Annotated in this window: 13 protein-coding genes; 7 read left to right on the top strand and 6 right to left on the bottom strand. The window is 73.7% G+C overall.

Annotated elements, in window-relative coordinates:
• Positions 1–4: 4 nt before the first annotated feature.
• Both O1G22_RS38485 and O1G22_RS38480 read right to left on the bottom strand, forming a co-directional pair.
• Entirely contained in the window at positions 5–754 is a 750-nt protein-coding gene (locus tag O1G22_RS38485) for a class F sortase (RefSeq protein ID WP_270085541.1), read from the bottom strand.
• A gap of 174 nt (positions 755–928) precedes the next feature.
• Positions 929–1,330 carry a hypothetical protein gene (locus tag O1G22_RS38480; protein WP_270085540.1) on the bottom strand — a complete coding sequence of 134 codons (402 nt, stop codon included), beginning with the start codon at positions 1,328–1,330 and terminating at the stop codon, positions 929–931.
• On the opposite strand from O1G22_RS38480, the gene O1G22_RS38475 reads away from it, so the two are divergent.
• Entirely contained in the window at positions 1,325–1,939 is a 615-nt protein-coding gene (locus O1G22_RS38475; RefSeq protein ID WP_270085539.1) for a hypothetical protein, read from the top strand. The two genes, O1G22_RS38480 and O1G22_RS38475, sit on opposite strands and share 6 nt — an antisense overlap.
• Before the next feature lie 447 nt (positions 1,940–2,386).
• Complete coding sequence (locus tag O1G22_RS38470) at positions 2,387–3,265, top strand: SCO6745 family protein (protein WP_270085538.1); 879 nt, start codon at positions 2,387–2,389, stop codon at positions 3,263–3,265.
• A 221-nt stretch (positions 3,266–3,486) separates the two neighbouring features.
• Here the strand turns inward: O1G22_RS38470 and O1G22_RS38465 are convergent, their stop codons facing one another.
• Positions 3,487–4,692, bottom strand: coding sequence for a cytochrome P450 (locus O1G22_RS38465; protein WP_270085537.1), 1,206 nt, complete (start codon positions 4,690–4,692; stop codon positions 3,487–3,489).
• A complete protein-coding gene (locus tag O1G22_RS38460) occupies positions 4,689–5,399 on the bottom strand; it encodes a cyclodityrosine synthase (protein ID WP_270085536.1) in 711 nt (236 codons plus the stop codon). The genes O1G22_RS38465 and O1G22_RS38460 overlap by 4 nt, the downstream gene beginning before the upstream one ends.
• Before the next feature lie 188 nt (positions 5,400–5,587).
• Here O1G22_RS38460 and O1G22_RS38455 point away from each other — a divergent pair, with 188 nt between their 5' ends.
• Positions 5,588–6,463: a fructosamine kinase family protein gene (locus O1G22_RS38455; protein ID WP_270085535.1), complete on the top strand. Its 876-nt coding sequence runs from the start codon at positions 5,588–5,590 to the stop codon at positions 6,461–6,463.
• A gap of 7 nt (positions 6,464–6,470) precedes the next feature.
• Here the strand turns inward: O1G22_RS38455 and tap are convergent, their stop codons facing one another.
• Positions 6,471–9,071 (bottom strand): telomere-associated protein Tap, encoded by a 2,601-nt coding sequence (gene tap, locus O1G22_RS38450; protein WP_270085534.1) that lies wholly within the window; start codon positions 9,069–9,071, stop codon positions 6,471–6,473.
• Between the two features lie 16 nt (positions 9,072–9,087).
• Positions 9,088–9,519, bottom strand: coding sequence for a hypothetical protein (locus O1G22_RS38445; RefSeq protein ID WP_270085533.1), 432 nt, complete (start codon positions 9,517–9,519; stop codon positions 9,088–9,090).
• 159 nt (positions 9,520–9,678) lie between these two features.
• On the opposite strand from O1G22_RS38445, the gene tgmA reads away from it, so the two are divergent.
• The 4 genes from tgmA (at position 9,679) to O1G22_RS38425 (ending at position 13,060) form a co-directional block, all read left to right on the top strand.
• A complete protein-coding gene (tgmA, locus tag O1G22_RS38440; RefSeq protein ID WP_020938095.1) occupies positions 9,679–9,870 on the top strand; it encodes a putative ATP-grasp-modified RiPP in 192 nt (63 codons plus the stop codon).
• A gap of 17 nt (positions 9,871–9,887) precedes the next feature.
• Complete coding sequence (gene tgmB, locus O1G22_RS38435; RefSeq protein WP_270085532.1) at positions 9,888–10,871, top strand: ATP-grasp ribosomal peptide maturase; 984 nt, start codon at positions 9,888–9,890, stop codon at positions 10,869–10,871.
• A 35-nt stretch (positions 10,872–10,906) separates the two neighbouring features.
• On the top strand, positions 10,907–11,794 hold the full coding sequence (locus O1G22_RS38430) for a Gfo/Idh/MocA family protein (protein ID WP_270085531.1): 888 nt from the start codon (positions 10,907–10,909) through the stop codon (positions 11,792–11,794).
• 204 nt (positions 11,795–11,998) lie between these two features.
• Entirely contained in the window at positions 11,999–13,060 is a 1,062-nt protein-coding gene (locus tag O1G22_RS38425; protein WP_270085530.1) for a PP2C family protein-serine/threonine phosphatase, read from the top strand.
• Positions 13,061–13,232: the final 172 nt, after the last annotated feature.

Here is a 13,232-nt window from a genome sequence, read left to right as displayed (position 1 = left end):
CGGCTCACACCAGGTGAGCGAAGACCACCAGGTTGTCCTTGTAGTCCTTCGCGTCGTGGTCGTACGGCCCCGCGCAGGTGATCAGCCGGACCTCGGGGCGTGACGCGTCGGCGTACACGCGCTGGTCGGGGAAGGCGTCCTTGGCGAAGGTCTCGGTGTCGTCCACGACGAATTCCGCGTCGCGCCCGTCGGCCCGCTCCACGGTGAACTGGTCGCCCTGCTTCAGCTCGTCGAGGCCGGCGAAGACGGCGGGGGAGGTCGTGGTGTCGAGGTGCCCCGCGATGATCGCGGTGCCCTTCTCACCGGGCGAGACGCCCTTGGCGTACCAGCCGACCAGGTTGGTGTCGTCGGCCGTCGGGGGCTGCAGCTGGTTCCCGGCGCCGATGGTCAGGGTGGTGAAGGGGGCGTCCACGTCGATCTTCGGGATGAGCAGCCGGGTCGGTGCGGACCGGGGCAGTTCCTCGTCGTCCTGCTGTGGGTCGTCCTGCTGTGGGCGGGCCGTCGCAACAGCGCCCGGACCGGCGCCTGCACCTTTACCAGCGCCTGCTCCTGTGCTTGTACCAGCACCTGCGCCAGCACCTGTACCTGCTGCACCAGGAGGACGCGCGGCCTGCGAGGCGTCGCCCGCCTTGTGGTGGCCGCCCAACACGGCGGCGAAGAGGACGAGGATCGCCACAATCCACAGGCTCAGTCGTCCGCCACGGCCGGAACTCTGCCCGTCCGCCGTTGTCGGGGAGGAGGGATTTGCTGCCATCGGACACCACCTCGCTCGGGCACGGCAGCACGGGGATGAGAACAAGGGCGCCGGCACGCAGGGCCCGGCGCGGGGAGAGGGACACGGGGACCGGCCCCCGGCGGCGGGCCGCCGACGCGGTGAGCACGTCGGCGGCGGCCGCTGCCTCAGGAACGAGCCGTCGGATCGGTCGGATCAGGACGCCCGACCGGCCTTCCGGCGGCGCATCACGTAGACGCCGGCCGTACCCGCGGCCAGCACCGCCAGCCCGCCCGCGGTCAGACTCGGACCGGCGAGCGCGCCGCCGCCCGTGTGCATACCGCCGTTGGGCCGGTCGCGGTCGTTGCCACGCTCGTCGTTGCCACGACCGTTCTCCCGGCCGCCGTCACGCCCACCGTCACGGCCGCCGTCACGCCCACCGTCACGGCCGCCGTCACCCCCGCCGTCGCGGCCGCCGTCACCCCCGCCGTCGCGGCCATTGTCACGGCCTCCGTCACGCCCGCCGTCACGGCCGTTGCCCCGGCCGTTGTCGCGGCCCGAGTCCGAACCCCAGTCGTCGCCCTGCACCAGGGCGAGCGCGCCACCACCGGTGTGCACACCGCCACGGGGCTCGCCACGCCCGCGGCCCTCGCCCCGACCATGGTCGTCACCCCGGCCGCGCTCGTCGCCGCCACCCCGGCCGCGGTCACCGCCGTGGTCTTCGCCACGCCCGTGGTCGTCGCCGCCGCGCTCGTCGCCGCCGCGCTCGTCGTCGCCACCCCGGCCGCGCTCGTCGTCGCCACCCCGGCCGCGCTCGTCGTCGCCACCCCGGCCGCGCTCGTCGTCGCCGCCCCGGCCGCGGTCACCGCCGTGGTCATCGCCTCGCACGACGGAGAGTGCTCCGCCGCCGGTGTGAATTCCACCGCGCGGCTCGTCGTGTCCGCGGCCGTTGTCGTGGTCGTCTCCGCGATCGTTGTCGTGGTCGCGGCCGTTGTTGTCGTGGTCCCGGCCGTGGTCGTCGCCACGGCCGTGGTTGTCGTCGCCACCCCGGTCGCGGTCACCGCCCCGGCCGTGGTTCCGGCTGTGAGAAGAGTCGTCGCGGCCACCGTCGTCGCCCATGTGGGCGGCGAACGCGGCGCCGGGCGTGGCGAAGGCGAGGGCGGCAGTGACGGCCGCCGTTGCCAAAAGCCTGCGGGCAGAACGCATAGCGATGTCCTTCCGCCGTGACCGGGCAGCGGATACCTCATCAGCTGGATAGACCCGGCCTCGACATGAACCACCGTCAGCGAGCAACCGGACTCGCACCATCCGAGCCACCCAGCCGGGTCACCCAGCCACCCGTCTGACCCAGTGATCGCCTCCTTTGAACCGCCGTCCGGGTGAATCGAGCGGCGTGGCGCCACCGTCGTACGGCACCTCGCCGTCTATTACGCCCACCTCACGCGGACGTCCGCAGCACAGGGCGCGTCACCCATGGTTGCCTGGATGACAACTCCCCCACTCAGAACCGCAGTTGATGGAGCCGTCCCGGTGTCGACGGGATCCGGTCCAGACCCTTCCCCAGCGAGATCACGCCGATCGGTCACGAAGATTCACGATCCCCTTGTTATGACTGCCGTCATAACGCAGGCTGGTGCCGACAGGCACGGCAGGCGGAAGCGGTGGGAGGAATCAGTGGCGGACGGGATGGCGCGGGCGCTGTGGGAACGGTACGAGCCGGTGCACGATCTCGTGTACTTCGCACCGGAGGTGCGCCGGGCGGCGGACGCGCTCGGGATGCGCGGGTACTGGATGGGATATTTCGCGCTGCGGGCCGCGCCGCTCGGCGCCGTGTCTCCGTCCGTGGTGACCAGTTGCTTCTACGTCTTCCACCCCGACCGGGTGGCCCGGGCCCTGCCGGACGCCTGGCAGTACGCGGCACCCGGTGACGTCCTGGCCGCCCGCCTGGACGCCCTGGACGCGGCGATGACCGGCCTGTTCGGGCCGGACACCGTCGGCTCCGCCGACTTCGCCGAGGCCGCCGACCTCGCGTGGCAGGCCGCGGCCGCCGCGGACACCACGGGCCGGGTGCTGGGCGCCGCCAACCAGGCGCTGGAGCGGCCCGAGCGCCCGGCCGCGCGGCTGTGGCAGGCGCTGACGACCCTGCGCGAGCACAGGGGCGATTCGCATGTCGCGGTGCTGGTGAGCCAGGGGCTGGGGCCGGTCGAGGCGATGCTGCTCAAGACGGCGGCCGACGAGTCGGACGAGGCGTTCCTGCGGGAGACGCGCAAGTGGGAGCAGACGGACTGGAACGCGGCCGGGGCCCGACTGCGCGAGCGGGGTCTGCTCGCGGCGGACGGGTCCCTCACCCCGGCCGGTGCGGTCGTACGCACGGAGGTCGAGGCCCTGACCGACGCGGCGGCCGAAGGACCGTGGACCGCCCTCGGCCCGGACCGCACCGCGCGCCTGGCCGGCCTGCTGGAACCGCTGGCCCACGCCGTCGAGGGCTCGGGTCTGCTGCCGCCGGCCAATCCGGTGGGGGTGACGCGGGGGTCGTACGCCGTCGGAGGCTGAGGGCGTTCCGAGGACCCCACAGCGCGGCGGGCGCACGCCGGGGTGCGGGCCGGGTGAGCCCGTCGAGCGGCCGGCCTGATGTCTCCCGCGCCGGCCGCCCGCCGAGCCGTGGGAGGCCCGTCGGCACCTCGGCCCCGGGCCGTGCTCCCCGAGCCGCGCGGTGCGCCCGTACGTCGTCCCCGGCGGCTTGGCCCGGGACGGCGTACGGGTGACCCCTGGGGTTACCAGGTCACCGGCAGCCGTTCGGGGATGCGTTTCATGAAGCCTGTGCGCCAGACCAGCTGGCCGGGCGGAACGGCCAGGGCGAGGTCCGGCAGGCGGGTGAGGAGGACCTCCAGGGCGATACGGGCGTGGGCGCGGCCGAGGGCGGTCGCGGGGCAGTAATGGGCTCCGCCGCCGAAGGAGAGGTGATCGGCGGTGTTGTCGCGGTGGACGTCGAAGCGGTGCGGGTCCCGGAACTTGGCCGGGTCGAGGTTGGCGCCCTCGACCAGCACCAGGACCAGTTCGCCCTTCTTCACCACGGTGTCGCCGAGCCGGATGTCGTCCAGGGCGAGTCGGGGCAGGGCGTCGCCGATGGAGAGGTTCACCCGCAGCAGTTCCTCCACCCCGGGGCCGATGAGGTCCGGGCGGTCCCGGAGGAGGTCGCGGGCGACGGGGTGGGTGAGCAGGTAGACCAGGGCCATGGCGAGGAAGCCCGAGGTGGAGATGACCCCGGCGCCGAACAGGGTGACGCCGACGGTGGCCAGCATCTCGTCGGTGACATGGGCGTAGTCGGGGTCGTCGCGCAGGGCGGCCAGTTCGCCCATCAGGCCGACTGTCGCGGGGTCGTCGAGCAGGGCCGTCATCCGGGTGATGTCCCGGTCCCAGTTGATGCGCGCGCCGGCGATCGGGCAGGGCGCGTTCATGAAGGCGATGTCGAGGCTGCGCAGGAAGGCCGGGGCCTCGGTCTGCGGGATGCCGAGGATGTGGCAGTGCATCCCCGCCGAGTACGGCTCGCAGAACGCGCCCCGCAGATCCGCCGTGGGCCCGTCGGCCAGCAGCCGGTCCACCAGGCGGTGGGCCTCCGTGCGCAGCCACTCCAGCAGGCCCGGTGACTTCGGGTTCAGCGCCTTCAGCACCGCCCGGCGCAGCCCGGCCCCGGTGATGTTGCCCATGTTGTTCACGACCTCGGGCGGGATCGTGAGCGCGTACTGGCGGGGCACGCCCGGGGCGGAGGTGTCCTTGAGGGAGAAGCGGTCGTCCTTCAGCACCTGCGCGCACAGTTCGTACGACGACACCAGCCAGGCCTCGTCGCCGGCGATGGTCCGTACCCGCCGCACGGGGGTGGTGGTACGCAGTTCCTCGACCTCGGCGGGCACCCGGGTGCCGTCCCAGGAGAACGGGAAGCCGAGCAGGGGCGGGGCGCTCGGAGCAGGGGCGGTGGTCATGCGGCGGTTCCTTCCAGGGCGGCGGGGGTGACGACGGCGTGGCCCTGGTTGCGGGAGGCACGCAGACCGGCGCCGCGGGAGTACAACAGCTCGGCCATCGGCAGCAGTTGGTGGTAGCAGTTGAGCGAGGACGGCACCTTGAGGATCGCGGGGGTGTCCAGGAACAGCGGGGCCTCGGCGCACACGTATTCCAGGCACACGGCCCGCAGCTGCTCGGTCGGCTCCTCTCCCCGGGCGGTGAGGAAACGATTCACCAGGGTGTCGCAGACGGTCCGGAAGGCGCCGTCGGAACCCAGCCGGGCCTTCAGCTGCCGGTGGATCTCCTGGTAGGCGGGGTTGGTGCGGAACTCCGACATGGGATGCCAGTCGAGCCGGGTGCCGTCCGGATCTGCCGCCGCCACGGCGTCCCGGATCTTGGCGCGCACTCCGCGCAGGTTCTTCACCGCTTTGCGCCGGGCCTCGTCCGGCCGGTATCCGGACGCCTCGTACATCTCGGCGACGTAGAGGTCGGTGTAGACGAAGTCGACGCGGTCGAAGCGGTCCAGTCCCCAGCGGGCGAGGGCGTGCAGGCGGCGGGCCGAGAAGTAGCTGTTGCCCGGGGACACACCGATCACGGCGTGCGCGCCCTCGCCCAGGATGACCTCGCAGTGGGAGGTGTACGGCTGGACTTCGAAGACGTCGGCCATCAGCACGGATGCTGTGGTCACAGAGGGAGTCCTCCGCCGCGCGCTAGTCCCGTCGGGGCCCGGTGCCCCTGGTGTGGCTGCGCGGCGCCCTCACGCTAGCGGTACGGAATCAGCACGGGTAGTGACCATCTGAGTTTGGCTGGAAACAGTCGTAGTAATGGTCGAAGTTCCGTGAGCCGTACATCTGTTGAGGGCCGTACCCTGGGGCCGTGGTCAACGGAGACGGGGCTTACGAGGATCCGGGCCGGGCAGCGTCCCGGCTCACCGGCCGCCCGGTCGGCGAGGGGCGGGCGGGGGCCGGATCGCCGGCCGAGGTCATGCTGGACGGCGATATCCCGGTGATGGTCAAGCGCGGTGACGCGCCCGGGGCGGTACGGGCCGAGGTGGCCGGGCTGCGCTGGCTGGCCGCGGCGGGTGCGGTCCGGGTGCCCGAGGTGCTCGGTCACGACGAGCGCTGGATGGTCACGGAACGGGTGCCGACCGGCCGACCGGACCCCGGAGCGGCGCTGCGTTTCGGCCAGGCCCTTGCGGCCCTGCACGGCGCGGGTGCTTCGGATTTCGGAGCGCCGCCGCCCGACGGCCCCGAGGACGCGTTCATCGGCCTCGCTCCCATGCGCAACACGCCCGGCACCGACTGGCCCCGCTGGTACGCCGAGCACCGCGTACTGCCCTATGTGCGCGGCGCGGTCGACCGCGGCACGCTCCGGCACCGGGAGGCGGAGGTGTTCGAGCGGGTCTGCGTGCGGCTGCCGGAGCTGGCCGGACCCGCCGAGCCGCCCGCCCGGCTGCACGGCGACCTGTGGAACGGGAACGTGCTGTGGGGCGCCGACGGCGAGGTCCGGCTGATCGACCCGGCCGCGCACGGCGGGCACCGGGAGACCGACCTGGCGATGCTCCAGCTGTTCGGCTGCCCCCATCTGGACCGGGTGCTCGCCGGGTACGAGGAGGCGGCGCCGCTCGCCGGCGGCTGGCGGGACCGGGTGGGCGTGCACCAGCTGTTCCCGCTGCTGGTGCACGCCGTGCTGTTCGGGCGCGGATACGCGGACCAGGCGCTGGCGGTGGCCCGGAGCGCGCTGCGGGCGTGATGCGGGGCTACTCCTCCGCGTCCGGGGCGGTGATCAGCCCGGACTTGATGTAGCGGGCGAGGTTGAGGTGGTCGCCGTGCTCCTCGCGCAGGCCCTCCGCCCACAGCACGCTCTGCGTGCCCTCGTGCTTGACCATGCCGGGGCTGACCCCGATCCGGAAGCCGCCGGGCAGGGGCTTGCCGTCCCGGTACGGCAGGAAGCCCAGCGGGGTCGGGCCCGGCGAGGCGTACACCGCGCAGTCGGAGAGGACCGCGACCGGGTACTGGCCGGTGGCGCGGGCGGTGGCGAGCATCTTGCGGTGCATGTTGATCCGCGCCTTGGCGATGACCGCGGCCCGGATGTCCGGGCGCCAGGTCGGCCGGTCCATCGCCGGCCACCGCTCCCCCGGCCGCCAGCCGGAGCGGCCGCGCTCGCGCAGTTTCCCGATGCCGCCCTTGACGGTGGCCTTGATCGCCGAGAGCACGAGGGCGAGGTGCGGGTCGCGGTCCTTGTGGCCCGCCATCGCCGTGAGGTACTCCTCGGGCGTCATGCCGGTGGTGACGCCGAGGTCGGCCATCGTGGCGATGTAGGCGTCGCGCAGCCTGGTGTACCAAGCGTCCAGGTAGGGGCCGTGCTCGGGACGGACGTACGCCTCCAGCGGTGCCACCTCGTAGCCGAGTTCGAGGGCGTACGCCACGGTCGGCGTCGCGTACCAGGCCGGACCCTCGGGCGTTTCACCGTCCGGTGTGAAGGGGCTCGGCAGTCGGGGGTCGAGCCGGACGTGGGAGAGGTCGACCAGCCAGGAGCCGGGCAGCGCCGGGTCGAACTGCGGGTTGTGCACATGCGCCGGGGCGCCGAGGCCGACGACGGTACGGTTGGCCGCCGCCGCGAACGCCATGTTGACGTCGATGCCGACGAGGTACGGCCGCATGCACTCCTCGTCGGTCAGCGGCCGGGCCCAGTCGTAGGCCTCCTCGCGGAGCATCTCGGCCGGGGTGCGCTCGTGGAAGCGGGGCAGGTGGGCGAGGAGCGGGTGCCCGTCCGGGGCCTCGCAGGGCGCGCAGTCGACGGCCTCGGTCAGGGCACCGGGGTTCGGCGCGGACACCCACGTGCCGTGCTCGTCCCGCACCGCGCGGGTCGGCGGATGCAGGGCCGTCATCAGCTCCAGGCCCGTCACGGCCGTGGAGCCGCACGGGGTGAGGACGCGGGCCGCGTAGGCGCCGAGGACCCGGGCGAGTTCCGCCGCGGGCAGGCCGCCCGCGTCACCCCAGTACCGGCTGTCCAGCGCGTTCCAGGACGGCAGACAGAAGTGGACACTGTGGCGCCGGCTGCCCTCGGCGGGGCGGTAGACCCAGGCCCAGGGGCCGAAACCGCGCCGGGTGAGCAGCCAGTCGGCCTTGAGCAACTGCCGGACAGCTTTGTTCGTGTCGGGGATCCGTCCGGCGAGCCGTTCCTCGTCGCTCAGCTTCGGTGGCAGCCCGTACCGCACGCACGCCGACTCGGTGAGCACGACCAGCGGATCGGCGTCCTTGCCGGACCGGTGCAGCCGCGGCTGTCCGAGCCGTGCCTCGGCGAGGGTCCACTCCACGAGCGCGGGCAGCGACCTGGCAGGCACGTCGAGCACGAGCCCGCCGACGCAGTACGCGCTCACCCGGCCGTCGTCATCGACGTCGATCACGGCGAGCGGCCCGTGCGCGAAGCGGGGGTCCGCCGGTTCGGGGGCGGAGGGGGTGCGGGACTTTCCGGAGGCGGCCTTCTTGCCGGCGGGACGGCGCGCTGGACGAGGGGCCGGGTCGGTGCCGGCGGTGGTGGCTGAGGTGGGAGTGTGATGTCCGGGCTCGGGGCGGCCAGGGGGTGCCGACCGATCGGCGGCCGGCGGAGCGGGGACGGTCTGCGGCGGGGCGGCGGATTCCGGGGCGGCCGGAGATGTGTCGAGCCCGGCCGCCGGGTGGATCGAGGTGGCGGCCGTGGGCGCCACGGAAGGCTCGGTGGCGTCCGCGGGCGTCCCGTCGGCTGTGGACGTTCGCTGGAGGGGCGCCGCCGAGGACGTCTGCGGGCCCGGTGCGGCGGCCGGAGACGTGAGGGATGCGGACGCAGTGGCCGGAGCCGTCACCGTTCGGTGGGGCTCGGCGGCCCGAGCGCTCGGCTCGGACAGTGCGGTGCCGGGCGGCGGCGCGGCGTGAGCGGTCGCGGTGGGGGCCGACGGGGTGAAGGGCTGCCGGGACCCGGCAGCCGGGGCGGCCGGGGGCGCCGTGGAAGGCTCGGTGGCGTCCGCGGGTGTCCCGTGGGTTGCAGACATTCGCTGGAGGGGCGCCGCCGGAGATACCTGTGGACCCGGAGTGGCGGCCGGAGGAGACGTGGGCGGTGGAGCCGGGTAGCGGTGGGAGAGGCCCTCCAGGAGGCGGCGGTAGGCCTCGCGGCGGTCGCCCTTCGGTTCGGCGCGGCCCGCCTCCCAGGCCTGGATGCTGGGTACGCGGACGCCGAGGGCCTGCGCGACCGCGGCCTCGGTCAGGCCGGCCGCCTCCCGCAGCCGTGTCCGCTCCGCGGGGGCGGGGAGCACGGTGCCGTCGTCCACGGCGGCGAGCAGCGAGTCCACCGCCGAGAAGAGGTCGTCGGGCTGGTCCGTCATTTCCACATCCGTCTTTCTACCTGACGCCCTGGCGGATCTCTTCGAGCCGGGTCGTCAGCCGCTGATGGCGCTGCGAGGCCGCCTGCGCGGAGTTCATCCCCTGGTGCAGGGCGATCTGCCGCCAGTCCATACCCCGGCGCCGCGCCTCCATCACCACCTGGCTCTCCAGCCGGTCCAGTTGACGGCGCAGTCCGTCCACGAGACCGAGGGCGGCGCCGACGTCGTCGGCCGTGACGCCCGACGGCGCGCCGGTCCCGGGCCCGCGGCGGTCGGTCGCGCTCAGCAGCCGGGCGAGGAGCGCCGCGTCCTCGGCGACCCGGTGTGCCGGGGTACCGTCGAGCGCGGCGTCGGCCGCGAGGGCGGCGAGCCGCAGCCGGGCCGCGGCCTGGGCGGCCTGGGAATCCCGGGCATCGTGAACTTCGTGGGCGTCGTAGGCGTCCTGTGCCATGCGGGCATGCTATCCGGCCCGGCCAACGGAACAACGTTGTGTTGTTTCCTTACGGGGAGGACTCGCGGCACCCACTCCGGCCTGCGGTTACGCAGCGTAAGGAAACCAATCACCCGTTCGATTCGTATAAGGACGTGAAAGCCGAACCAGGGAGAGACCATGCAACCGTTCACGCTCAACTACGCGCGCCCCGCTGTGCAGTTGGACGTCACCACTCCGTATGCGTATGACTCCGGACTGCAGTTGAACGTCCTCCCGGACGGGCGGATCGCCGCCACCGACCACGCGACCCTGAGGGCTCTGGGGACCACGACGTCGACCGCCGGTTCCAAGACGCACTTCGACGACTGAACCGCGGACCCGAGAACATGACCGTGCTCATCCTGACCAGTGAAGAGGACGTGACGGCGGACATGGTGGTCCTCCGGCTCGGCGAGGCCGGCGTGCCCGTCGTCCGGCTCGACCCCGCCGATCTGACCAACGGGGTGGCGCTGTCGGGCGAGTACGTGCAGGGCGCCTGCCGTGGACATCTGTCCGTCGGCGGGCGCCTGGTGAGCATGAGCGGCCTGCGCTCCGTCTGGGTGCGCAGGCCGGGTACCGCGGCCGCCCGCGCCGTCCACCCGTCGGCCTGGCTGACGGAGGAGTCCGCGCAGGCGCTGTACGGCATGCTGCGGTGCACCGACGCGCGCTGGATGAACCATCCCGACGCCGCCCAGCGCGCCCGGCACAAGCCCTGGCAGCTGCGTCACGCCCAGCACTGCGGCCTGCCGGTGCCGGCCACGCTGATCACGACATTCCCGCAGGCGGCGCGGGAGTTCGCCGCGCGCTACCCGGACCTGGTGGTCAAGCCGGTCTCCGGTGCGCATCCGCAGGAGCCGCCGCGCGCGGTGCCGACCAGCCGGGTCGCGCCGGACACGGACTTCGCGGCGGTCGCCTTCGGTCCGACACTGCTGCAGCGGCGGATCGCCAAGCGGGCCGACGTCCGGCTCACCGTCGTCGGCGACACCCTGCTGGCCGCGCGCAAGCCCACCGCCCCCGACGCGCACCCCGACGACGTGGACGTCCGGTTCGCCCCGTCGGTCTCCCCGTGGCTGCCCGCTCAGGTGCCGCCGAGCGTCGCGGAGGGCGTGCGGCGGTACATGAGGGGCGCGGAACTCGCGTACGGCGCATTCGACTTCGCCGAGGACGCGGACGGGATCTGGTGGTTCCTGGAGTGCAACCAGTCGGGCCAGTTCGGGTTCGTGGAGATGGACACAGGTCAGCCCATCGCCGCCACGATCGCCAACTGGCTTGCCGCGGGCGGGGATTCTGACGTCAGGTGTGCGAAGGGCGACCGGAGCGCAGCATCTTGAGGGTGCGGGGATCGGCTCGGAGAAGGGAACACGGCATGCGCATCGGACTGCTGGGAACGGGCCCGTGGGCCCGGGCGGCCTACGCCCCCGCGCTCGCCGGACACACCGGCCTGCGGTTCGCGGGGGTGTGGGGGCGCCGGCCGTCGGCGGCCAGGGAACTGGCGGAGCGGTACGACGTCACGGCGTACGACGACGCGGACGCGCTGCTGGCCGACGTGGACGCGGTGGCGGTGGCCCTGCCGCCGTCCGTGCAGGCGGAGCTGGCGGTGCGGGCGGCGCGGGCGGGCCGTCATCTGCTGCTGGACAAGCCGCTGGCGTTGTCGGTCGCCGAGGCCCGGTCGGTCGTGGCGGCCGTGGACCGGGCCGGGGTGGCGTCGGTGGTCTTCTTCACCGCACGCTTCCAGAAGGAGCCGGAGGCCTGGATCGAGGAGCAGGCGGCCGTGGCGGGCTGGTTCACGGCGCGGGCGCAATGGCTGGGGGCGGTGTTCACGTCCGACAGCCCGTTCGCGGACTCGCCGTGGCGGCGGGAGAAGGGTGCGCTGTGGGACGTGGGCCCGCACGCCCTGTCCGTTCTGCTGCCGGTCCTGGGTGACGTACGGCAGGTGGTGGCGGCGGCGCACGGTCCCGCCGACACCGTCCACCTGGTCCTCGACCACGCCACCGGCGCCTCCAGCACGCTCACGCTGAGCCTGACGGCGCCGCCGGCCGCCGCCGGGGCCGATGTGGAGTTGAGGGGCGAGGCGGGGGTGACGGTTCTCCCCGGCAGCTCCGAGGGCGCGGTCCCCGCGCTCACCCGGGCGGCCGACGCCCTGCTGACCGCCGCCCGCACGGGCCGCCCGCACGCCTGCGACGCCGCGTTCGGCCTCCGCGTCACCGAGATCCTGGCAACGGCGCAGAGCCACTTGGCCACCACCACAGCCTGACCCCGGGCCCCGCACCGCCGACCCGCCTGCGGACCCCGGGCCGGCCCCGGCGCCGTGGCCGCCCTGCCGGGAACTCGGGGCTCCGGCCGGCTTCAGGCGCCCGCCTCTCCCGCCGCGGAGCGAGAGGCCCGGTCCGGGGTGGCGGCGTACGTTGGGGGTGTGGGACTGGTGTGCGGGTGGGGGGCGCGGGAGGAGCGTGGGTGGTTGCGCGGGGCGCCGCCGCCGGGGTGGGTACGGGTGCTGCCCGTGGCGCTGCTCGTCGGCGTCAGCACCGCCACCGCGGTCACCCCGCACGCCCGCGACCTCGGCTTCCTGCTGGGCGCCATCCCGCCACTGGCGGTCCTGTCGTACGGCCCGCTGGCGACCGCCGTCCTCGGTGCCGGAGTGGTCGCGGCGCTGAACGTCCCGGCCACTCATCTGAACCGTCCCGGCAACACCGACCTGCTCACCATCGTCTTCGTGGCCGTGCTGAGCGTGTTCGTGTCGTACGTGCGCAGTCGCCGGGACGCCCAGCTGGACGCCGAGCGGGCGATCGGCGAGGCCGTGCAGCGCGCCGTGATGCCACTGCTGCCGCAGCGGGTCGGAAGCGTGGAGTGCACGGGTTTCTACCGGGCCGCGCAGGACGGGACGCTGGTCGGCGGGGACTTCTTCGACGTGCGCGACGGGCCGTACGGGGTGCGCGCGGTGATGGGGGACGTCCGGGGACACGGGCTGTCGGCGGTCTCCACGGTCGTGTCCCTGCTGGGTGCCTTCCGGGAGGCCGTGCTGGACCAGCCGGACCTGGAGTCGGTGGCCGCGCGGATGGACCGCCGGCTGGCGGTGGACTCGGCGGGTGTGCCGGACGGGGAGCTGTTCGCCACCGGCGTGCTGCTGGAGTTCTCCGCCGACGGGCGGGCGGTGCGGGTGGTGGGCTGCGGTCATCCGGCCCCCGTCCTGCTGCACGAGGAGCACGCCCTGGAGGTGACGGTCGCGCCGGGGCCACCACTGGGCCTCGGGCTGCTCGGCGTCGAACCGCCGAAGGAGATCACCGTGGCGCTCGGGCCGGGCGACCGGTTGTTCCTGGCCTCCGACGGGGTGTGGGAGGCGCGGGACGCCAGCGACGTCTTCTATCCGCTGCCGGCGCGGCTGGCCGCCCTGAGCGGTACCGGGCCCGCCACCGACCTGCCCGGACTGGTCTGGCAGGACCTGGTGCGGCTGCGGTACGAGGTCCGGGACGACGTCTCCATGCTGGTGCTGGCCCCCGGCTCGGCGGACGCCCCCAATTGACGAACCCACAGCCGTAGTTCGAACGAACCGTCTCAAACGCCAGGCCGCGCCACCCCTTCCGCCACGTAGAAATATCTACGAGCATGCATATGCCGGGTCGCTGTGCGGGCGCACGACGTGCCCGGCCGTGGTCGCTGCCTGCGCCGAGGCAGGCGAGCGAGGACATCCGGAG

Origin of the sequence: Streptomyces camelliae, from assembly GCF_027625935.1 — a bacterium.
GTDB classification, from domain to species: domain Bacteria; phylum Actinomycetota; class Actinomycetes; order Streptomycetales; family Streptomycetaceae; genus Streptomyces; species Streptomyces camelliae.
This window is presented reverse-complemented; position numbering and strand designations above follow the sequence as displayed.

What these genes read in the sequence shown, in the direction of transcription:
- O1G22_RS38485 (WP_270085541.1), bottom strand. Translation starts at nt 754, where the DNA reads ATGGCAGCAAATCCCTCCTCCCCGACAACGGCGGACGGGCAGAGTTCC.
- O1G22_RS38465 (WP_270085537.1), bottom strand. Translation starts at nt 4,692, where the DNA reads ATGACCACCGCCCCTGCTCCGAGCGCCCCGCCCCTGCTCGGCTTCCCG.
- tap (WP_270085534.1), bottom strand. Translation starts at nt 9,071, where the DNA reads ATGACGGACCAGCCCGACGACCTCTTCTCGGCGGTGGACTCGCTGCTC.
- O1G22_RS38445 (WP_270085533.1), bottom strand. Translation starts at nt 9,519, where the DNA reads ATGGCACAGGACGCCTACGACGCCCACGAAGTTCACGATGCCCGGGAT.
- tgmA (WP_020938095.1), top strand. Translation starts at nt 9,679, where the DNA reads ATGCAACCGTTCACGCTCAACTACGCGCGCCCCGCTGTGCAGTTGGAC.
- tgmB (WP_270085532.1), top strand. Translation starts at nt 9,888, where the DNA reads ATGACCGTGCTCATCCTGACCAGTGAAGAGGACGTGACGGCGGACATG.
- O1G22_RS38430 (WP_270085531.1), top strand. Translation starts at nt 10,907, where the DNA reads ATGCGCATCGGACTGCTGGGAACGGGCCCGTGGGCCCGGGCGGCCTAC.